This is a genomic window from Halomonas sp. Ps84H-12 (genome assembly GCF_024124725.1).
Lineage (GTDB): Bacteria > Pseudomonadota > Gammaproteobacteria > Pseudomonadales > Halomonadaceae > Vreelandella > Vreelandella aquamarina.
Map to the genome: position 1 here is coordinate 63331 of NZ_JAMXSJ010000010.1, position 20838 is coordinate 84168.

The following is a 20838-nucleotide window of genomic DNA, read 5'->3' on the forward strand; positions in this document are numbered from 1 at the left end:
ATGCTAGATATTTCTGCATGGTTCAACGACCTGCTGGCGGACAACCTGATCTTTACGCCCACCACCCTGGGATACTACTGGGAAGGCTTGGTGACCACCACACAGCTGGTGTTTCTATCGCTGGTGGCGGGGTTAATTCTTGCGGTGCCGCTGGCCATTATGCGTAGTTCCAAGCATAAGTGGATCAGCCTGCCGGTCTACCTCTATACCTACGTATTTCGCGGCACGCCGCTACTGATCCAGCTCTACATCATCTACTACGGCGTTGTGTTCATCGACGGTATCCAGGAAACCTTCCTGTGGCCAGTGCTAAAAGAAGCCTTCTACCCGGCGCTTATCGCCTTTACGCTCAATACGGCGGCCTACACCACCGAGATCTTCCGTGGGGCGATCAAAGCCACGTCTAAAGGCGAGATCGAAGCAGCGCGCGCCTATGGCATGTCGCAAAACCTAATGATGCGGCGGATTATTCTGCCCAGCGCCTTTCGTCGTGCGCTGCCCGCTTACGGCAATGAAGTCATCTTCATGCTGCACGCCAGCGCGATTGCTAGCGTGGTGACGCTAATGGATCTCACCGGCGCGGCACGCTTCGTGTATGCGCGCTTTTATGCGCCCTTCGATGCGTTCCTATTCGTCGCAGCCATCTATCTCTGTTTAACCTTTGCGATTTTGTATTTTTTCCGCTTCCTAGAGAAAAAATTACTGGCCCACCTGCGGCCACAAAATTCCTAGCTACGATAAATCCAACACGTCCAGCGTAAAACAAACGTTGGTTCAAATGCAGACTCCCCCTTTTCGCCGACCTCAACCTGGGGTACGTTAAGGGGGATCACCTTGGGTGAACCTGCTTCTTTTAGAGTCTAAAAATGAAAAAACTACTGACTGTTTCTCTGCTGAGCTTGGCCGTCGCTGCAGCATCTTCTGCTCACGCGCGCGATTACGACAACGTGCGTATCGGCGTCGACGTTCCCTACGAGCCCATGGAATACCGCACCGCTGAAGGCGAGCTGACCGGTTTCGATATCGACCTGGGCAACGCTCTTTGCGAGCGCATCGGCATTACCTGCGAGTGGGTCGAGCAAGAGTGGGACGGCATCATTCCGGGCCTGATGTCGCGTAACTACGATGCCATCATGTCCTCCATGACCATCAACGACGAACGCCGTCAGCAGGTACTGTTCTCCGATCCCTACATCACCATGCCGTCTGCCTGGTTCGCTCCGAGCAGCCTGGACATCAGCGAAGCCAACGAAGAGACCCTGGCGGGCAAAACCATCGGCGTTCAGCGCGGCACCCTACAGGATAACTACGTCACCGATAACTTCAGTAGCGTCGCTGACATCAGCCGCTACTCCACCGCCGACGACATGGTGCTGGACATGGAAGCACAGCGTCTAGATATCGTCTTCCTCGACTTCCCGATCGGCCAGTCCACGCTGCTAGACAGCGAAGAAGCCGAGTACGTCGTGGTGGGTGAGCGCATTAGCGAGCCTAAAGAGTACTTCGGTGAGGGTTTCGGTATCGCCTTCCGTCAGCGTGATGAAGCGCTGGCCGAACAGTTCAACGAAGCTCTGGCTGAGCTTCAGGAAGACGGCACTTACGATGAAATCTACGCCCGTTACTTCGGCGAAGAGTAAGCGCGCTAACTGCCTAAGATTGCCTCCCCGCTTGGGGAGGCACGCAAGCGAGACGCCATCATGACCTCACGCCTCCTCTTATCCCCCGCGCTGCACGCGCTTCGCCCAGGTACCCATGGCAATATCGCCCGTTTCTACCTGAGCGAATGATTCTACGAATAGCCCACCCCGCCTTTTGGCACGCCCGTGCCAACTTCCCCTCGTTACGCTGACCGGTTCGGTAGCCAGCGATATTCTCTACATTCCTGAGTTCATCGGCGTGGATGCGGATTTTATTGTGCTCAGCGAAGGCCGCTGGGCCATTGACCACGTTTGGGCGCTGGGTAAACCGATTTTCAGCGCCTGCCAGGCCCCGTCACTCCAGCGAACTTGCTCCGCCAAACCGGGTCTTTACTATCACTTAACCACATACAAGGAGGTAGCATGGCTGAATCGACGGCGGCTCACGCAACGCCACAGGCAAGCGCCGCAGAGGTGTTTCGCCCCTCTTCCCACTGGACGGCCTGGGGACAGTGGCTGGCGCTGTTCACCATGACTGTGGACCACCTGACCCGCTACGTGCTGCCGGGAGACTGGGATTTAGGTTGGGCGGGTTCATCCATTGGGCGCATTGCGTTTCCGCTGTTTGCCGCCATGGTGGCGTGGCACGGCCTGTTTAATACCCGCAACCCACTGCGCTACTCACGGCGGATTTTGATTATCGGCCTCGCCGCGCAAGTGCCCTATATGCTAATGCCACGCGCCTCGGATACGTTCATTTTGAACGTCTGTTTTACGTTGGCCAGCGGGTTGGCACTAGGAGCGCTGGTACGGCAAGGCTGGCAGCACTATCAACGGCAAACGTTAGGCTTTGGTTGGCTCATGTTAGGCGCTGCCGTCGGCGTTACGGTGTGGTATCTACTGGGATTTTGGGTGGAGTATGGTCACAACGGCCTGCTGCTGATTCCGCTGTTTATGTTTGCCATGCAGGCGCTCAGCGAAACCCGAAATGCGTTGAAATCGCGCCTTTGGGCGGGGCTAGCGGCATTTCCTGTGCTCTGGATTGCCGGGCAAATGAACGCCTCCGACATGGCTAAATCGTTCACCGTCGCCACCTGCGTGATCGTGCTGATGCTGGCTGCCGGTGCTGCCCAGCGAGTGCCGCCGGTGGCGCTGGAAATGCCGCGCCGCCTTTGGCTTGCCTGGTACCCAGGGCACTTTGCCTTGATTGCCCTGTGGCTACTGCTTAGCGGTCAATTGGCAGGTTAGGCGCCTGTTCCGCCACACGCTTGTTCACTTCTTCACGCATCCAGGGCTGGTAGCGGCGCAGCCGCGCCCGTCCTTCGGTCTTTGCCTGATACATCGCCGTATCTGCCTGTTTAAGCACATCGGCATGGTCGCAGGCCGTGGCATCAAAACAGGTGTAGCCCATGCTAGGTGTCACCTCTACCCAGCGGCTCTCTAAACGGTACTTGCCGGACAACGCGCTCTGCACCGCATCCATGTAACGCGCCGCCACGGCGTTGAGCGCCTCAGGGTCGGTGACATCAAATAGCGCCAGCAGCACAAACTCATCGCCGCTTAAACGGGCGGCCATATCATCCGCCTGCAAACACGACTCCAAGCGGCGCGCGACCTGCACCAACAAGTCATCCCCTGCGGCATGGCCTAGGGTGTCGTTAATCAGCTTGAAGCGATCCATATCCATAAACATCACCAAACCACCGCGCTGGTCGTTGTTCTGCCCATTACACAGCGCCTCTAAACGCTCGATAAACAGACGCCGGTTGGGCAAATCAGTTAGCGCATCGTAGTAAGCCTGGCGGTAGATAATCGCCTCGTTGCGCTTTCGTTCGGTGAAATCCTCAATAATCGCCACACCGCCCACCATCTGGTTGCTGGCGCTATGTACCCCGTTGAAGAACGCTCGCAAAGGCGTGCCCACACTGGCGTTGGGCAGTTGGTAAGTGCCTTCGTAATAGCCCGTGCCTTTTTCCAGCGCATCCCTAACCGCCTGAGCCACCTTTCGGTCGGCAGAGCGGTCCAGCATGCGGTAGCCGAGTAACTTTGAGCGCTCCACGCTCAGGATAGCCAGCAGTTTGCTGTTACAGTCGGTAATCTGCCCCTGCTCATCGAAGTGCAGCACGCCTAACGGCGAGTGCTGAAAAATAGAGCGATAGCGGTTTTCGCTTTCGCGCAGCTGCGCCTCCCGGGCGGCCATGTTTACCCGCAGGGCAATATTGTCGTGAATAGTACGGCTAAAGCGGCGGCTAGTGGCGATGATCAAACCTAAAAAAAGCACCAGCATCAGGCCGATTAAAATAGAGAGCGGCGAGCCCTGAAACAGAAACTGCAGCTTAAGCGGCAGCAAAATGGGAAGCACAAAGCCAATGGCGATCCACCACACGGAAGAGAGCGTAGTCACGCCCCCCGCAGCAATACCGGCCAGCACAATCGAGAGCGCGGCAATTTGGGCGGGGTGATTGTGGCTAAACAGCAGCACGCCGGAGGCGCCCCACACGCAGCCAGAAGCAATCGCCCCCACAGCAAACCAACGCTGCCAGCGCTGGCGCTGCTGCTGTAGCGCAGGCAGGCGCTTAAACCGCTGGGCTAGCAGTAATCTCAATCCTGAAATCGCCACCAGCACCGTAAACCACCCCAGCAGTAGCGCGGCATCCACCACCGGCCACATGGCCGCTACCAGCAGCCCACCCGCCAGCACGCTGCTCAGCACTGGCTGCCATAGGTTGTCGTAAAGCAGGCGCACTTTTTCACCGCGCAAACGCTGCATGGTGATGTGATGGTCACGCTGATAACCACTGCGCAGCCCGGAGGCCATCGCCGTGGCGGCGAGGGGTGTGGGGGGCGACATACAAACTCCCTGTTCTTCAGTCGGCTTAACGCCAATCTTATTGGTTAGGCTTTGTTTAATACATCTGTTTTAGCACGTTTAAGTCACAAAAGTAGTCACCATCAGAAATTAAAAAGCCGCCTTTTCAGGCGGCTTCGTTGTTCATAACGTAGATTCAAAACTCCACTCAACGGGGGGCGCATCGGGTATCAACGCCTGACAAGCACGCACTTTTTCAAGCAGCTCGGCGTGACTCGACGCCACGACGTTAACGTGAGCCAGCTTACGCCCTGGGCGCTCGGCTTTGTCGTAGCGATGCAGGTGGGTGTCGGCAATGGCTAGCAGCGCGGCGTTATCACCTTCCAGGCCAATCACATTCACCATGCAGGTGGGCGCAATGGCGTTGGTTGCGCCTAACGGCAAGCCTTGAACTGCCCGCAGATGGTTCTCGAACTGGCTGGTCACTGCGCCGTCCATCGTCCAGTGGCCGGAGTTATGCACCCGCGGGGCCATTTCGTTGGCCAGCAGGCTGCCATCACGGGTTTGGAACAGCTCCAGCGCCAGCACGCCCACGTAATCCAGCTCATCCAGCAGCGCACGAATGTAGCCATCGGCGGTTTGCTGAACACTGTCGTCCAGGTCGGGCAGCGGCGCCACTGAATAACGCAGAATGCCGTCTACGTGCTGGTTCTCTGCCATGGGGTAGAACACCACTTCCCCATCGCGGCCACGCACCGCAATCATCGATACTTCGCGCACAAAATCGACAAACGCCTCAACGATCAGCTGCGAATGGCCAATGGCCTCCCACGCCTCTTGAGCCTGTTCCGGTGCTTTCAGCACCGCCTGCCCTTTGCCGTCGTAGCCTTCCGTGACCGATTTGGCCACTACCGGGCAACCAAGCTCAGCGGCGGCGGCAGCGAGCTGCTCAGCACTTTCCACCACGCGATAGGCCGGCGTGGGAATACCCAAGCGATCAAACAGCGTTTTCTCTTCTACACGGTTTTGGCACACCGCAATAGCGCGACTGCCGGGATAAACCGGCTTGTGCTGCTCAATCTGCTTTACCAACTCAACGGGGAGGTGCTCGAATTCATAGGTCACTACATCGACCTTATCCAGAAACGCCGCCAGATGCTGGTTCTCCGGGTCGACAATCACCTCGCCGATACCCGCGCTGGGGTTACCGGTGGTATCTAAAAAGGTGAAGGTGTTGCCCAGCGGATAACCTGCCAGCGCCAGCATACGCCCGAGTTGGCCTGCACCGAGGACACCAATGTTTTTTGCAATCATATGTTTTGCACTCTGTGCGCTCATGATGGCTACCTATTGGGCCGAGGAGTCTACGTCAGGGCGCGGGTCGGGGTTATCCAGCACCAACTGGGTCTGCTCGGCGCGGAACGCCTCAACAGCTTCGCGCACGGCGCTGTCCTGAAGACCCACAATTTGTGCGGCCAGCAGGCCTGCGTTGGTGGCACCGGCTTTGCCAATAGCCAGGGTGCCTACCGCAATACCACCCGGCATTTGGGCGATGGAAAGCAGTGAATCCAAGCCCTTCAGCGCTTTAGACTCCACCGGCACACCCAGCACCGGCAGTGCCGTTTGTGATGCGACCATACCCGGCAAATGAGCGGCACCGCCTGCGCCTGCCACAATCACCTGCAGGCCACGCTCAGCGGCACTTTTTGCATATTCGAACAGCAGGTCGGGTGTGCGATGCGCCGATACCACACGGGTTTCGTAGGGAACGCCCAACCGCTCTAACATCGCCACCGCGTGCTCCATGACCGGCCAATCAGACTTCGACCCCATGATCACGCCCACTTTGGGTGCGCTGTTCGACATGCAAAACTCCTCGGCCAACGGCCTATTTAAGCTAGAAAGCAGTCCATAAGCCGTGCAAAGCGCGGCTCACTCAGAATTAGGAAGGCGCATAGTTTACCAGAGCCACGGGCATTTGCGGGTGTTACTCGCTGCGTGAAATTTTCATCAAATTAGGCATTGAAAACCGCGTGAGTTGGCGGCATTGTGTGTTTGTCATTTCCGACTGATGGAGTCACATGAGTACGGCATACTCAACTGCTCACGCAGAATCATTAGATCCTCCGCGAAGCAGCCCTGACCTCGATGTCAGGGATTTAGAAAAACGTACGCGCCTCATGCGTATTATTACCCGTCTGATCGCCGTATCAGATCTGGGAAGCCGCGAAATAGCCCGCCAAGCTGGCTTACCCGTTCAAAAGATCAGCGACCTGCTCGCCGGAAGGCTAGAGCATCTGGACATCAACGAGCTTAATGTCCTGCGCCGCACGTTAGAGCTGGAGGCGCCATAGCAACAGCTACTACACAGAATCTACCCCCTTTCGATACAGGCTGGCCCATTGGGTCAGCCTGTTTTTGTTTGTCACGCTTAATAAGACATCTTTCATGAAAACAATCAGTTAGCGTTTTAAGATTAAGTGAGCATTAAGAAAAGCGCGCTAACTCATTGACGAGAATCAACTTTCCCCTTCAACGTAAGGCGTAGTCTTAGCGTACCCCGACCATTCGCCCCTGCGAATGACGTTTTACCCGCTAAGGAGGCGCTATGGACGCCATACGCCGCTCGCTACTCGGCCAGCTGGCCCGCTTAAGTGCAGGCGCTGCACTGGTACCCTTTTCTAGCCTTGCCCAAGCAGGCATTAATCAGCAGCCTGCCCGGCGCGAAGGTGATCCCACAAAGCGCTACGGCATGCTGATTGATCTTCGCCAATGCATCGGCTGCCAGGCTTGCACGGTGTCGTGCCATATTGAGAACGCCGCCCCGCTTGGCCAGTTTCGCACCACAGTCTCCCAGTACGAAGTGCAGCACCAGGAGAGCGGTGAGCTGGCCACGTTTATGCTGCCCAGGCTGTGCAATCACTGCGAAAACCCGCCCTGCGTACCCGTTTGTCCCGTTGAAGCTACCTACCAACAGCAGGATGGCATCGTGGTGGTGGACAGCGACCGCTGCGTGGGCTGCGCTTATTGCGTTAACGCCTGCCCTTACGACGCCCGCTTTATTAACGAGCGCACCCAAACCGCCGACAAATGCACGTTCTGCGCGCACCGTTTAGAGGCAGGGCTACTGCCCGCGTGTGTTGAAAGCTGTGTTGGAGGTGCGCGGATTATTGGTGATATGCGCAATCCTGACAGCCAAATCAGCTGCATGATTCAAGAGCACCGTGATGCACTGATGGTACTTCAGCCAGAAAAAAATACGCTTCCCCAAGTGTTCTACCTCGGGATGGATGAACGCTTCACTACACGCCCCGTGGCGGAACCCGTGGCGCTTGAAGTGTTTGATCCCCACGGCCAGGAGATGGGCTATGAATTCCACCATTGAACTGCTCGCCCCGCGTTATGACATTGCCTGGTACCCCTGGGCAGTACAGTACTTTTTCATGATCGCCGTCTCCTACGCGAGTCTCTGGCTTGCAGCCCCCGCGTTAATCTTCGGCAAAAAAGCGTGGCTGCCCACCGCACGTCTTGCACTCATCGCTTGCGTCAGCACCACGCTGGTCGCACCTGTTGCACTACTTGCAGATCTACACCAACCGCTGCGCTTTTGGCACTTTTATGCTTACGCCAACACCCACTCGTGGATGTCCATCGGCAGCGTGGTTCTGCCGCTCTATCTCGTCAGCGTACTGGGCCTTGCCTGGCTGGCTTGGCGCCCGGCGCTCCAGGCCCAGCGCAATGCGCCAGGGCTGAGCGGATGGATGGCTAAATGGCTAAGCCTGGGCGATAGCGCCACTCCCAGAGCGCTAGTGGCCATTGTGGGGCTAGCCGCACTACTGCTTTCCAGCGGCATTATGCTTTATACCGGCGCGGAGCTTGCCATTGTGAAAGCACGCCCGCTATGGAACACCGTATGGCTTCCGCCCATGCTGGTTGCGACAGGCTTCATCGCGGCAGCAGGGCTGGTGTTGGTACTCAACCGGGTAAGCGGGCTGTGTTCGCACGCCACCGTTCGGCAAATGCTGTATGTCCTACTCGCCTTCTGTGCCGTAGCGGGTTTAATCGCGGCTAGCTGGTTCCTGGATGGTATTAACGCCAACGTTGGCTCGGTCGCCGCAGCGCTGGAGTCTGTTCGTCACAGCCCTTCCTGGCGTAGCACCGCGCTGTGGGGCGGTATTACTGGCATAGCACTTTTTATAGCGGTGGCGTGGTTACTCTCACGCTCGACCCAACGCCAACCCGCACTGCTTGCCTGGGCTTGGCTACTCGGTCTGGTAGCTATTCATATGGGCTGGATGTTCCGTTGGGTGGTGCTGATGGACGTTCAGCACGTCGCCCGTAACAGCGCAGGCTTTCACCACTATGGCATCCCCGCTGGCTCTTCCGGCCTGTTAGGTATTGTCGGTACGTTTGGGCTTTGGCTCGCCGCTATCTTACTGATTGAGCTATTTATCCCATGGCGGCAAGCCCAGCAAGGTGGCGTTAAACCGCCGCCCTCTTTCGACACCAATACACCCAGTGACTCGCTTAACGCCGAACAAGGAGCGCCTAACCATGGCTAAGTCTGCTCAAGACCCCTCACGCCGCCGGTTTCTCAAAGGCGCCGCTGCCGCAGGCGGTGCCGCCACCTTTGCAGTAGGCTACGCTGACCCGCTTGCCAAGATGGCCAAAGGACTCAGTGGCAGCGCGGGGGAAAAACCCAAGCACAACATTCACGGCAACTCGCTTACGCCGGAGTACCGCGTTGACTTAACCACTGGCGAGCTAACCCTCACTCCCAATCAACGCACCGCCTTTACCATTTGCTACGGCTGCACCACCCAGTGCGGCGTACGGGTACGCATTGATGACACCCAAGGCGAAGTGCTGCGGGTATCTGGCAATCCTTACCATCCGCTCTCTGCAGATGACCATTTACCGATGCGCACCCCAGTGGCCGATGCGCTTCGCAGCGTCAGCGCCTACGGCGAACAGGGGCAGGTTAACCGCTCTACCGCCTGCGCCCGCGGCAATGCCATGATGAGCCAGATCACTAACCCGTTTCGTATCGACCACTGCTTGAAGCGCGTTGGCGAGCGCGGTAACCGGGAGTGGCAAAAAATCTCGTTTGAACAGCTGATTGAAGAGATTTGTGAGGGGGGCGATCTGTTTGGTGAAGGCCATGTGGATGGGCTGCGCGCCATTCACGACCATGACACGCCTATCGACCCTGCCAATCCAGAGTACGGCCCCAAGGCGAATCAGCTGATGGTCATGGAAGCCACCGACTACGGGCGCTCAGATTTACTCAAGCGCTTCACGCTCAACGCCTTTGCTACCCGCAACTACGGCCACCACGGTGCTTATTGCGGCTTGGCGTTCCGCATGGGGTCGGGGGCCGTGATGAACAATATTGTCACCAATGCCCATGTAAAACCCGATATTCAGAACGCACAGTTCATCATGTATATCGGCTGCGCGCCTAGCCAAGCAGGCAACCCGTTTAAGCGTCAGGGCCGCTTGCTTGCTCAGGCGCGCGCTGCAGGAACCCTTGAGTACGTGGTAGTCGACCCCGCGCTAAATGCCGCCACTTCCCACGCGGCGGATAATAACCGCTGGGTGCCCATTCGCCCCGGTACCGACAGCGCCTTTGCCATGGCGATGATTCAGTGGTTGCTGGATAACCAGGGTTACGCCAGCGATTTCCTCGCCCTACCGGGCCAGTCCGCCGCCAATGCCGCAGGCGAGACCACCCACTCCAACGCGACGCACTTAGTCATTGATACGTTCGAACATCCGCGCCGTGGCTACTTTTTGCGCGCCAGCGATTTGGGCCTTGCTGAGGCCGGTAGCGATGCGGATATGCCCGTCGTCGTTTCAGACGGAGAGTTCGCGCTCAGCGAAGATGTCATGGCCGCCGAGCTATTTGCCGAGCGCGCAGTGGAGCTTGCCGATGGCAGCACCGTCACCGCTAAAACCAGCCTAACGCTGCTGCGTGAGTCGGCCCATGAATACGACATGGACACCTATGCTGAACATTGTGGTATTCCCAAAGCAACGATTATCGACTTAGCCAAAAAGTATGCCAGCCACGGCCGTAAGGCCGCCGTTAACTGCCACGGCGGTATGATGTCAGGCAACGGCTTCTACGCTGCTTTTGGCGTTCAAATGCTCAACCTGTTGGCAGCCAACTACAACATGAAAGGCGGCAGCGCGGTGGGCGGCGGTACCTATAAAGGCACCGGTGAAGGCCCACGCTACGACTTAGCCAATTTCCCCGGCAAGCGTGGCCCGCAGGGCGTTTTTCTCTCGCGCTCACGTTTCCCCTATGAAAAATCGTCGGAGTATCAACGCAAGGTAGCGGCTGGCGAAACCCCCTACCCTGCTAAGGCTCCTTGGCGCTCGCTCGCGCCGCCAACACTCACCGAACATTTACCTTCCGCGCTGGATGGCTACCCTTACCCCATTAAAGCGGTGATTGGCTGCATGGCTAACCCGATTTATGGCCAAGCGGGCTTAAAAGGCGTGATTGTTGATAAGTTGAAAGATCCCAAGCGCTTGGGGCTGTTTGTCGCGGTTGATGGCTTTATCAACGAGACCAACCGCTACGCCGATTACATCGTACCGGATTCAGTGATGTACGAAGTATGGGGCTTTACAGGCTCCTGGAAAGGCACGCTAGGCAAGCTGACCACCGCGTGCTGGCCGGTGGTTGAACCGCGCCAACAAAAAACCGCCGAAGGCGAGCCGGTGTCTATGGATAGCTTCTTTATTGCCGTAGCTAAACGGCTGGGGCTGCCGGGCTTCGGTGATAACGCCATCCCCGATACTGATGGCAATCTGCACCCCCTCAACCGCGCTGAAGATTACTACTTGCGGGCAGCGGCCAATATTGCCTTCCAAGAGACGCCGCTACCAGAAGCGAACGAAACTGACGTTGCCCATAGTGGCATTGCACCGCTGCTGCCTAAGCTTGAACGTACGCTGAAAGCCGACGAGCGCAGCCGTGTGGCCTATCTGTACGCCCGGGGTGGACGTTTTGAAGATGCCAGCGAACACTTCGTAGGCCAACATTTAAAACGCCAGTGGAAAGAAACCCTGTGTGTCTATAACGAAGCGGTTGGCACCAGCATTGATACCACCAATGGGCTGCCAAACCGGGGCGTACCGTGTCACTCGCTGCCTCAAATGGCGAATAAGCAGCCCATGCGGGAGATCTTCTCAGAGCAAGAGTGGCCGTTACTGGCATTCTCGTTCAAATCCAATCTGATGAACTCCTACGCCATCGGTAACGAACGGCTGCGGATGATCAAGCCCTACAACCCCGTGCAAATGCACCGCCAAGATGCCGAACGCTTTGGCATTCAGCACGGCGACACCATTCGCATTGAAAGCCCTGGCGGCAGCGTGGTGGGGCTAGCCCTGGTAAGCGAAAGCGTTGTGCCCGGCGCACTGGGTATTGAACACGGCTACGGTCATAAAGATTTAGGCGCCACACCACACATCATTGACGGTGAACCCCAGCCTGATATGCCGTGGATGCGGGCAGGCATCAACATCAACGACTTGGGGTTTAAAGACCCTACGCGGGCGGTAGACGGCACTTGGCTTGAACCGATTAGCGGCGCCAGCGTGCGCCAAGGGTTACCGGTTAAAGTAAGCCGCGTATAAACCGGCTGGGGTAGTGATGCTACAGCGTGATCACTACCCCACCCAAAGCGACGACGATCACGACTACCCATGCAGGCAGCTTCCACACGGTGAGCAGCAGAAAGCCCGTCAACGCCAGCACGAACTCGTACGGCCCAAGAATGGCACTGGTCCACACCGGCTGATAAAGCGCCGCGCCTAAAATCCCCACCACCGCCGCATTGGCACCACGCATCAGCGCTTGAGCACTGCTCCACTGGCGGAACTGGTTCCAAAATGGCAGCACGCCGACCAGCAGCAAAAACCCCGGTACAAAAATCGCCAGCAGCGCCAGTAACGCGCCAATCACGCTGGGAATTCCCGGCAACAGCGCGCCTAAATATGCGGCAAACGTAAACAGCGGTCCTGGCACCGCCTGCGCTGCGCCGTAACCGGCCAAGAACTCATCCGCCGTGACCCAACCCGATTGCACTACTTCCGCTTCCAGCAGCGGCAGCACCACATGGCCACCGCCAAACACCAGCGCGCCTGAACGGTAGAACGCATCGACGACGTTCAACCAACCCGCACTCGCCGCCAACAGCGGTAATAGCACCAACAGCCCCGCGAATATTAGTAACGCCAGCGTGCCCGCTTGGCGTGTCACCGGGAAGTGTAGCGATTCGCTAGACGATGCTGCAGCGCTTTGGCGACAAAGCAGCAGCCCCGCCACGCCGCCCAGCACAATCGCCGCCACCTGCCCCAACGGCCCGCTAACCAGCACCACCGCGAACACCGCTGCCAGGGCAATGCCCGTGCGGGTTTTATCCGGGCAGAGGTTGCGCGCCATGCCCCACACCGCGTGGGCCACAATAGCCACCGCCACCACTTTTAAGCCGTGAATGATGCCGCTGGCCACCGGGCCCTCCAGCACGGCGGCACCCAATGCAAACAGCACCAGTACGATAGCAGAGGGCAGCGTAAACGCCAGCCACGCCATCGCCGCCCCCCAGGGGCCAGCGCGCATCAACCCTAAGGCAAAGCCTACCTGGCTACTGGCTGGCCCCGGCAAGAACTGGCATAGCGCGACCAAATCCGCGTAGGCCTGCTCGCTGAGCCACTGGCGGCGTTCAACAAACGCCGTACGAAAGTAGCCCAGATGCGCCACCGGCCCGCCAAAGGAGGTCAGCCCCAGCGTTAAAAATGCCCAAAAAACCTCGCTGGCTCGTCCTCGTATCTTATTCTCTACCGCCATCGTACCCACCGTTTACTCATTAAAAAGCGCAAGGCATTAAGGGTACGCCTTGCGCTTGACGACTTAGTGACAGCCTAACCGCGTGGGTGATCCGTCAAGAATTACTCTTGGTCGGTCACCGCACCGGTACTGGCCGAGCTGACCAATTTGGCATACTTCGCCAATACGCCTTTACGATAGCGAGGCGTAGGCTGCTGCCAGGCCGCGCGGCGGCGCATCATCTCGTCATCGCTGATGTGCACGTCGATGGTATCGGCTTCGGCATCGATGGTAATGGGGTCGCCATCTTCGACCAGCGCCAGCGGGCCGCCGTCGAACGCTTCCGGCGAGACATGCCCCACCACGAACCCGTGACTGCCGCCCGAGAAGCGACCATCGGTAATCAGCGCCACGTCGTTACCCAAGCCACGCCCCATGATGGCCGAGGTGGGCGTGAGCATTTCGCGCATGCCGGGGCCGCCCTTCGGGCCTTCGTAGCGGATCACCACCACGTCGCCCGCCACCACGGTGCCATCGTTGATACGCGCCTGGGCTTCCTCTTCCGAGCCAAACACTCGCGCCGAGCCGCTAAAGCGGGTGCCCTCTTTGCCGGTGATTTTCGCCACCGCCCCTTCCGGCGCTAGATTACCGAACAGAATACGCAGGTGGCTTTCGGCTTTGATCGGGTTACCCAACGGCGCGATGATCTGCTGATCCATCGGGTAGGGCTCAACGTTAGCGAGGTTTTCCGCCAGCGTTTTACCGGTCACGGTCAAGCAGTTGCCGTTGAGCAACCCAGCGTCCAGCAGAATTTTCATCAGCGGCTGGATACCGCCAATCGCCACCAGCTCGCTCATCATGTAGTGGCCGCTGGGGCGCAGATCGGCCAGTACCGGCACGCGCTTACCGATCTCGGTGAAGTCTGCCAGGGTCAGCTCGACGCCGACGGTGCGTGCCATGCCTATCAGGTGCAGCACGGCGTTAGTAGAACCACCCAGGGCAATCACCACGGTCACGGCGTTCTCGAACGCCTCGCGGGTCATGATATCGGAAGGCTTGATGTCTTGAGCCAGCAGCGCCAATACGGCTTCGCCTGCAGCTTTGCAGTCGTCGCGCTTCTCTTGGGAAATCGCGTTCTGCGCCGAGCTGCCCGGCAGGCTCATGCCCAGCGCCTCGATGGCCGAGGCCATGGTGTTGGCGGTGTACATCCCCCCGCAGGAGCCTGGGCCAGGAATCGCCGTCTCTTCGATGTTTTTCAGCTCGATCAGGTCGATGTCCCCACGGGAGTGGGCGCCCATCGCCTCGAACACCGAGACGATATCGGTATGGCCCTTGCCGGGCATGATGGTGCCACCGTAGACGAACACGCTGGGGCGGTCGAGCCGTGCCAGCCCCATCACGCAGCCCGGCATGTTCTTATCGCAGCCGCCAATCGCCACCAGGCCATCGAACCCTTCGCAGCCCGCCACGGTTTCGATGGAATCCGCGATTACCTCCCGCGACACCAGTGAGTACTTCATGCCTTCGGTGCCGTTGGCAATGCCATCAGAAATGGTAATGGTATTGAACACCACGCCTTTGCCTCCGGCGGCATCGGCCCCATCCCGGGCAAGCTCCGCCAGCTCACCAATATGGCTATTACACGGCGTCACCATACTCCAGGTAGACGCGATACCTACCTGAGGCTTTTGAAAATCGTCATCGTTGAAGCCCACGGCGCGCAGCATGGCGCGGCTAGCCGCTTTACCGGGGCCATCCACCACCGGGGCAGAGTGGCGGCGGGTATTATGGTTGGTCGGCTCGGTCATCACGGACTCCTCTTCATTGCATGGCAGAGGCCACAGCTTGGCGGCGGTAAGCCGATGACGCAAGGAGAGTTCCAATATTGCAGCACGCTGACTGCTTAATGGACTGGCTGTTTTTGTTGTTCAACATGTACCGTCAGTTCAAAACCACAGGCGTGTGCATAGCGCTGTAGTGTTTTCCAGCCAGGGTTACTGCTTCCCCGCTCCAAGCGGCTAATGTTACTTTTTTGTGTATCCAGGCGTTTGGCAAGCTCTTCTTGCGTCAACCCGGCACGCTGGCGCATAGAAATCAGTGTGGAGGCCAACGCAAACTCCGGTGCCAGACGTTCATATTCCGCCTTCACTTCAGGGTTCTGAAGCGCCTGCTCTTTTAGTGCCTTTAAGTTCATCATGACTGCACCTCGCGCTGTCTTGTCCGCGCTAATGTTAACGCCTGACGCGGCGTTTTCTGGCTTTTCTTGACGAATGCGTGCAGGACGACGATGTGTTTCCCATGCACGTAACAGAACAAGGAACGGCCAATCCCCTCTTGTGCCTTTGCTCGAATTTCAAACAGGCCGTCACCCATGGACTCCGTATGAGGAGGCCCTAAGTGAGCACCATGCTGCTCTACCATCTCCAGCAACCGGAGCATTCTGGCCTGTATTTTAGGCGGCATGCCTAGAATTTCTTTTTCCACACCTGGGTAAAACTCAACCTGCCAGTCCATAGCCCGCCCCATCAAAGTTATCTTTTATGATAACCCAAGGCATATAAAAGTTCCTACTCCAGATACACGCGAGTACCCCCAACTTATGGCACCATAACCTCACTGCTACCCGTGACGCCGATTGCCGTGAAGGAACGCCGCCGTATGCCTGCCAATGCCCTGCTCTCCCCCACTTCGCTCACCCCCGGGTTCATGGTGGTACACGCCAATCGGCTGGAGGACTTGCGGGGGCTGGCGGTGGAGTGGATGCGGCGGCACCCGCTGGGGCCGCTAGAGAACGAAACCATTCTGGTCCAGAGCAACGGCATTGGGCAGTGGCTGAAGCTGGCCCTGGCGGAAGACCCCGGCAACGGCGGCGCGGGTATTGCTGCGGCGCTGGACGTGATGCTGCCCGCGCGGTTTTTATGGCAGGCCTACCGCCGGGTGCTCACCCACGTTTCCCACGATGCCGACGCCGTGCCGGAAACCTCGCCGTTCGATAAATCGCGCCTGGTGTGGCGGCTGCTGCGCCTGCTGCCTACGTTGGCCGGGCAACCAGTGTTCGAGCCGCTGGCGCAGTTTCTAGAAACCGACCGTGACCAGCGCAAGCACTACCAGCTGGCCGAGCGGCTGGCGGATCTGTTTGACCAGTACCAGGTCTACCGTGCCGACTGGCTGGACGCCTGGGCTAACGGCCACGACGTGCTAATTACCGCCCGAGGCGAGCACCGCCCTTTGGAAGAGCACCAGCGCTGGCAGCCCGCGCTATGGCGCATCTTGCGGGACGATGTGGCCGCCACCCAAGGCGATGCCGGGTTAAACAGCAGCCGCGCCCAGGTTCACCAGCGCTTTTTGAAGGCCACCGAGCAGCTGGAAGGCCAAGACTGCCCGCCGGGGCTGCCCCGTCGGCTGATCATTTTCGGTATCTCGTCGCTGCCCCAACAAACCCTGGAAGCCCTGGCGGCGCTCTCCCGCTGCTGCCAGATCGTGCTGTGCGTGCACAACCCCTGCCAGTTCTACTGGGCGGACATCATCGAGCACAAGGACCTGCTGCGCGCCCAGCGCTACCGCCAGCGGCGCAAAACCGGCATGCCCGAAGCGCTGGATGTACTGGGCACCGGCGATGCCGATGACGCCCTGCACCTGCACGCCCAGCCGCTGCTAGCCGCCTGGGGCAAGCAGGGCCGCGACTACCTGCGCCTGCTCGATGAGCACGACGACGCGGGCAACTACCAAACCCTATTCGAGCAGCAGGCGCTGCGCATCGATATGTTCGAGCCGTTCAGCGGCGAGGAGCGCCACTGCCTGCTCAGCCAGCTGCAAGACGACATCCGCGAGCTGCGCCCGGTGGCAGAAACCCAAGCCCATTGGCCCGCACTGCCCGCTGCCGATGACTCCATCGTGTTCCATATCGCCCACGGCCCTCAGCGGGAAGTGGAGATTCTCCACGACCAGCTGCTGGCCGCCTTCAGCGCCGACTCGGCCTTGCGTCCGCGCGATATCATCGTCATGGTGCCGGATATCGACCGCTACGCCCCGCACATCGAAGCGGTATTTGGCCAGCTGCCCACCGATGACCCGCGGCATATTCCCTACACGCTCTCCGACCAGGCCAGCCGCCACCGCCTGCCGCTGATGATCGCTCTGGAAAAACTGCTGCGCCTGCCAGAGCTGCGCCTGACGGTCAGCGATGTGCTCGACCTGCTGGAAGTGCCCGCCCTGCGCCAGCGCTTTGGCCTGGAAGAGCGCGACCTGCCGGTGCTGGAACGCTGGATGGAAGGCACGGGCATCCGCTGGGGGCTCAACGCCAAGCAGCGCCAGCGGCTGGAACTGCCCGGCGGGCTGAGCCAGAACACCTGGGCCTTCGGCCTGCGCCGCCTGCTGCTGGGCTACACCGTCGGCGACGGCCACGCCTGGCAAGGCATCGAGCCCTTCGATGATATTGGCGGCTTGGAAGCGGGCCTGGCAGGGCCGCTGGCCACGCTGCTGGAAAAACTCGACGCCACCTGGGAAACCTTCTGCCAACCCACCGATGCGGCCACCTGGGTCGCGCGGCTGCGGGCGCTGCTGGAAACCTTCTTCCTCACCGACGATGCCCAGGAAAGCATCATGCTCACCAAGCTGGAAAACGGCTTGCAGCAGATGCTGGAAAGCAGCCAGGAAGCAGAACTCGACGACCCGCTGCCGCTCTCCATGGTGCGCGAACACTGGCTGGCACAAATCGATGAACACAGCCTTTCCCAGCGCTTTTTGGCCGGGGCGGTCAACTTCGCCACGCTGATGCCCATGCGCGCCATCCCCTTCAAGCGGGTGTGCCTGCTGGGCATGAACGACGGCGACTATCCCCGCTCCCAGCCACCGCTGGATTTCGACCTGATGGGCAGCGACTACCGTCCCGGCGACCGTTCCCGCCGGGAAGACGACCGCTACCTGTTTCTCGAAGCGCTGCTCTCCGCCCGGGACCAGCTCTACATCAGCTGGATGGGCCGCAGCCAGATCGACAACTCCCCGCTGCCCCCCTCGGTACTGGTGGGCCAGTTGCGCGACCACCTGGAGGCTGGCTGGCAAACGCACACCGGCGCTCCGCTGCTGGAAAGTCTCACCACCGAACACCCGCTGCAGCCGTTCAGCCGCGCTTACTTCAACCACCCGGCGGGCCGCCTGTTCACCTACGCCCACGAATGGCGGGAAGTGCACGCCCCCCGCACGCCGCCTGCGGTGGAGCGCATGCTACCCGCGCCGGAAAACGCCCCCACCAGCCTCTCGCTGGCGCAGTTGGGCGGCTTTCTGCGCGAGCCGGTGCGCAGCTTCTTCAATACCCGGTTGGGGGTCTATTTCGAGCAGGAAACCATCGCCGAGCTAGACGCCGAGCCCTTCGCCCTGGATGGCCTGCAAAACTGGCAGCTGCAAGACCAACTGATTGCCGCCCAGCGCCACGCGGTGGATAACGGCCAGCCGCGTATCGAGGCGCTGCACGACGCGTTGGAGCGCTTTCAAGGCCAAGGCGTGCTGGCCATGGGCGCCTTCGGCGAACGCATGCGCGCAGCACTCGCCGACCCCATGGAAGAGTTGTTCAACGCCTACGAAGAAGCACTCACGACGTGGCCGCACGCACTGCCAGACGCACAGGTGCAGTTCGAGGCCCACGGACTCACGCTGGAAGAACCCCTGGGCGAGCTGCGCCAGGATGAGGCAGGCCAGCGCTGCCGCCTGCTGCTGCTCAGCAGCAGCCTGATTAGCCAAGGCAGCGGGCGCGGCCAGTACCGCTGGAGCCACCTGCTGCGCCCCTGGGTCGCGCACCTAGCGGGCAACCTGGATGGCCCGATGACGACGCAACTACTCTCCAAAGCGGGTCATGTCACGTTAGCGCCGGTGGATGCCGAGACCGCCCGCCAGCACTTGGAAACCCAGCTAGCCGCGTGGCAAGCGGGCTTAGAAACCCCGCTACCGCTCGCACCGCAAGCCGCGTTTGCTTGGCTAAGTAAGCAAGGCACGCCGGATATGGCGCAAGAAAAAGGCCGAGAAAGCGACGCCTACGCCGCCGCCGAAAGCGCCTATGAAGGCGGCCGCTACCAAACCGGTGAAGTAGCCCAAAGCGCGTATTTAAGCCACCAGTGGCCCCGCTTCGAGCGGTTGTTCTTCGAGCAAGCCAATGGGCACACCTTTGCCACATTGGTGGAAGCGCTCTACGCCCCGCTCTTTTTCGCTGTTAAAGGCAAAAAAGAGTAAAGCCAAGCAGCTATGAGCTGCCCATACTGAGCACTTTCTTCGCCAACGCAATCATCTCCGGGTCGCCGGTGTTCTTAGTGGGCACATCGGACAGCTTCACCACTGGCAGCCAGCCCTGACCTTCAGGGCGGGCCTCGACCATTTTGATCACCATGTTCATGGGCGCTACGCCAATATCGTTGGTGAAGTTGGTGCCAATGCCAAAGGCCATGCCAATCCGTCCTTGGCAGAAGGCACGGATGCGCTCCACTTTTTCAGGGGTGAGGGCATCGGAGAAGATAATGGTTTTGCTCAGCGGGTTAATGCCCAGGCGCTGGTAATGGGCAATGGTGGCATCGGCGAACTCGATCGGGTCGCCGCTATCGTGGCGCACGCCGTCAAACAGCTTGGCGAACTTCTTGTCGAAGCTCTCGAAAAACGCCCGCGTGGTAAACGTATCGGTGAGCGCGATGCCCAAATCCCCCCGGTACACATCCACCCAGTGCTCCAGCGCCAAACTATTGGCCATTTTGAAACCGAAACGCGCCCCGTGGAACATGAACCACTCGTGGGCGTGGGTTCCAATGGGCTTCACCCCGTGGCGCATGGCCAGCAGCACATTGCTGGTGCCGCTGAAGGCCTCCCCGCCGTAGTGGCGCAGCGCTTTGACGACTCGGTCGTGCACCGCAAACGAGAAACGCCGCCGGGTGCCGAACTCGGCAATCTTCAGCCCGTGCTGGCGGTACAGTTCGATTTTCTCTCGCGTGCGCTGCTCGATGAGCGCTTCGTCATCTTCCGACACGCTCACGCCGCGCAGTTGGTACCAAAGCTCGCTAATCAGCGCCATCAGCGGCACTTCCCACAAAATGGTGCGGTACCAGGGGCCTTCCATCACCACCGAGAGCTCGCTGCCCTGCTGCTCGATCGTCACTTCGCTGGGGTCGTAACGAAAGCCCGCCAGAAAATCGAGATAGGTGGGGTCTAGGTAAGGGCAGGTGGTTTGCAGGTAGCGCTTCTCTTCATCCGACAAGCGCAGCGTCGCCATGCGATCCACTTCACCGCGCAGCGCCTCACCAAAGCCCTCAGGAAACGCATGCTCGCCACGATTGATAAACGCGTAGCGGGCATGGGCATAGGGGAAGCGTTTAATCACGGCATTCTGCATCGTGATCTTGTAAAAATCGTTATCCAGAAGCGAGGTCAGCATGAGATCCCTTCACCAGCATCAACAGATCGCCAAGAGCGGCTAGCCCGCTAGATTACCAGTTGGCGACGATACCTCACAGCCTAACTGTGGCTTACGGCCATGGAAGCCGAGCGTGCCTACCTGTTTACAACGAATTCGACAC

Annotated in this window: 16 protein-coding genes; 8 read left to right on the forward strand and 8 right to left on the reverse strand. The window is 59.3% G+C overall.

Annotation, left to right across the window (positions count from 1 at the left end; all coding sequences use genetic code 11):
• The 3 genes from NH344_RS07335 (at position 1) to NH344_RS07345 (ending at position 2885) form a co-directional block, all read left to right on the forward strand.
• Positions 1-732 carry an ABC transporter permease gene (locus NH344_RS07335; RefSeq protein WP_074210298.1) on the forward strand — a complete coding sequence of 244 codons (732 nt, stop codon included), beginning with the start codon at positions 1-3 and terminating at the stop codon, positions 730-732.
• A gap of 134 nt (positions 733-866) precedes the next feature.
• Positions 867-1637 (forward strand): transporter substrate-binding domain-containing protein, encoded by a 771-nt coding sequence (locus tag NH344_RS07340; protein ID WP_213262354.1) that lies wholly within the window; start codon positions 867-869, stop codon positions 1635-1637.
• Positions 1638-2060: 423 nt separating this feature from the next.
• The gene (locus tag NH344_RS07345) at positions 2061-2885 is read left to right on the forward strand and encodes a TraX family protein (protein WP_253027702.1); all 825 of its coding nucleotides are present in this window, start codon (positions 2061-2063) and stop codon (positions 2883-2885) included.
• On the opposite strand, the gene NH344_RS07350 is transcribed toward NH344_RS07345, so the two are convergent.
• From NH344_RS07350 to purE, 3 genes are all read right to left on the reverse strand, one after another.
• The gene (locus NH344_RS07350) at positions 2863-4488 is read right to left on the reverse strand and encodes a diguanylate cyclase (protein WP_058578227.1); all 1626 of its coding nucleotides are present in this window, start codon (positions 4486-4488) and stop codon (positions 2863-2865) included. The two genes, NH344_RS07345 and NH344_RS07350, sit on opposite strands and share 23 nt — an antisense overlap.
• Before the next feature lie 141 nt (positions 4489-4629).
• Entirely contained in the window at positions 4630-5760 is a 1131-nt protein-coding gene (locus NH344_RS07355; protein WP_213262356.1) for a 5-(carboxyamino)imidazole ribonucleotide synthase, read from the reverse strand.
• A gap of 33 nt (positions 5761-5793) precedes the next feature.
• Positions 5794-6312, reverse strand: a complete 519-nt coding sequence (gene purE / locus NH344_RS07360) for a 5-(carboxyamino)imidazole ribonucleotide mutase (protein ID WP_054645228.1) — start codon at positions 6310-6312, stop codon at positions 5794-5796.
• Between the two features lie 215 nt (positions 6313-6527).
• On the opposite strand from purE, the gene NH344_RS18340 reads away from it, so the two are divergent.
• The 4 genes from NH344_RS18340 (at position 6528) to NH344_RS07380 (ending at position 12096) form a co-directional block, all read left to right on the forward strand.
• Positions 6528-6800, forward strand: a complete 273-nt coding sequence (locus NH344_RS18340; protein ID WP_044628461.1) for an XRE family transcriptional regulator — start codon at positions 6528-6530, stop codon at positions 6798-6800.
• A 254-nt stretch (positions 6801-7054) separates the two neighbouring features.
• Positions 7055-7831 (forward strand): sulfate reduction electron transfer complex DsrMKJOP subunit DsrO, encoded by a 777-nt coding sequence (gene dsrO, locus NH344_RS07370; protein WP_253027703.1) that lies wholly within the window; start codon positions 7055-7057, stop codon positions 7829-7831.
• Positions 7815-9008, forward strand: a complete 1194-nt coding sequence (gene nrfD, locus NH344_RS07375; protein ID WP_253027704.1) for an NrfD/PsrC family molybdoenzyme membrane anchor subunit — start codon at positions 7815-7817, stop codon at positions 9006-9008. Before dsrO ends, nrfD begins: the two co-directional genes overlap by 17 nt.
• Positions 9001-12096, forward strand: a complete 3096-nt coding sequence (locus NH344_RS07380; protein WP_253027705.1) for a molybdopterin-dependent oxidoreductase — start codon at positions 9001-9003, stop codon at positions 12094-12096. The genes nrfD and NH344_RS07380 overlap by 8 nt, the downstream gene beginning before the upstream one ends.
• Before the next feature lie 19 nt (positions 12097-12115).
• Here NH344_RS07380 and chrA read toward each other — a convergent pair whose 3' ends face one another.
• The 4 genes from chrA to NH344_RS07400 form a co-directional block, all read right to left on the reverse strand.
• Positions 12116-13309: a chromate efflux transporter gene (chrA, locus tag NH344_RS07385; protein ID WP_253027706.1), complete on the reverse strand. Its 1194-nt coding sequence runs from the start codon at positions 13307-13309 to the stop codon at positions 12116-12118.
• Between the two features lie 101 nt (positions 13310-13410).
• Entirely contained in the window at positions 13411-15096 is a 1686-nt protein-coding gene (gene ilvD / locus NH344_RS07390) for a dihydroxy-acid dehydratase (RefSeq protein WP_044628457.1), read from the reverse strand.
• 95 nt (positions 15097-15191) lie between these two features.
• The gene (locus tag NH344_RS07395; protein WP_230834987.1) at positions 15192-15485 is read right to left on the reverse strand and encodes a helix-turn-helix transcriptional regulator; all 294 of its coding nucleotides are present in this window, start codon (positions 15483-15485) and stop codon (positions 15192-15194) included.
• Entirely contained in the window at positions 15482-15802 is a 321-nt protein-coding gene (locus tag NH344_RS07400) for a type II toxin-antitoxin system RelE/ParE family toxin (RefSeq protein WP_039176121.1), read from the reverse strand. Before NH344_RS07400 ends, NH344_RS07395 begins: the two co-directional genes overlap by 4 nt.
• Positions 15803-15946: 144 nt before the next feature.
• Here NH344_RS07400 and recC point away from each other — a divergent pair, with 144 nt between their 5' ends.
• Complete coding sequence (recC, locus tag NH344_RS07405) at positions 15947-19510, forward strand: exodeoxyribonuclease V subunit gamma (protein WP_172416357.1); 3564 nt, start codon at positions 15947-15949, stop codon at positions 19508-19510.
• A 10-nt stretch (positions 19511-19520) separates the two neighbouring features.
• Here recC and pncB read toward each other — a convergent pair whose 3' ends face one another.
• Positions 19521-20696, reverse strand: coding sequence for a nicotinate phosphoribosyltransferase (gene pncB, locus NH344_RS07410; protein WP_074210291.1), 1176 nt, complete (start codon positions 20694-20696; stop codon positions 19521-19523).
• Positions 20697-20838: the final 142 nt, after the last annotated feature.

Bases quoted from the DNA above. Each gene is read 5' to 3' on its own strand.
- NH344_RS07335 (WP_074210298.1), top strand. From the start codon at position 1: ATGCTAGATATTTCTGCATGGTTCAACGACCTGCTGGCGGACAACCTG.
- NH344_RS07340 (WP_213262354.1), top strand. From the start codon at position 867: ATGAAAAAACTACTGACTGTTTCTCTGCTGAGCTTGGCCGTCGCTGCA.
- NH344_RS07345 (WP_253027702.1), top strand. From the start codon at position 2,061: ATGGCTGAATCGACGGCGGCTCACGCAACGCCACAGGCAAGCGCCGCA.
- NH344_RS07350 (WP_058578227.1), bottom strand. From the start codon at position 4,488: ATGTCGCCCCCCACACCCCTCGCCGCCACGGCGATGGCCTCCGGGCTG.
- NH344_RS07355 (WP_213262356.1), bottom strand. From the start codon at position 5,760: ATGATTGCAAAAAACATTGGTGTCCTCGGTGCAGGCCAACTCGGGCGT.
- purE (WP_054645228.1), bottom strand. From the start codon at position 6,312: ATGTCGAACAGCGCACCCAAAGTGGGCGTGATCATGGGGTCGAAGTCT.
- NH344_RS18340 (WP_044628461.1), top strand. From the start codon at position 6,528: ATGAGTACGGCATACTCAACTGCTCACGCAGAATCATTAGATCCTCCG.
- dsrO (WP_253027703.1), top strand. From the start codon at position 7,055: ATGGACGCCATACGCCGCTCGCTACTCGGCCAGCTGGCCCGCTTAAGT.
- nrfD (WP_253027704.1), top strand. From the start codon at position 7,815: ATGAATTCCACCATTGAACTGCTCGCCCCGCGTTATGACATTGCCTGG.
- NH344_RS07380 (WP_253027705.1), top strand. From the start codon at position 9,001: ATGGCTAAGTCTGCTCAAGACCCCTCACGCCGCCGGTTTCTCAAAGGC.
- chrA (WP_253027706.1), bottom strand. From the start codon at position 13,309: ATGGCGGTAGAGAATAAGATACGAGGACGAGCCAGCGAGGTTTTTTGG.
- ilvD (WP_044628457.1), bottom strand. From the start codon at position 15,096: ATGACCGAGCCGACCAACCATAATACCCGCCGCCACTCTGCCCCGGTG.
- NH344_RS07395 (WP_230834987.1), bottom strand. From the start codon at position 15,485: ATGATGAACTTAAAGGCACTAAAAGAGCAGGCGCTTCAGAACCCTGAA.
- NH344_RS07400 (WP_039176121.1), bottom strand. From the start codon at position 15,802: ATGGACTGGCAGGTTGAGTTTTACCCAGGTGTGGAAAAAGAAATTCTA.
- recC (WP_172416357.1), top strand. From the start codon at position 15,947: ATGCCTGCCAATGCCCTGCTCTCCCCCACTTCGCTCACCCCCGGGTTC.
- pncB (WP_074210291.1), bottom strand. From the start codon at position 20,696: ATGCTGACCTCGCTTCTGGATAACGATTTTTACAAGATCACGATGCAG.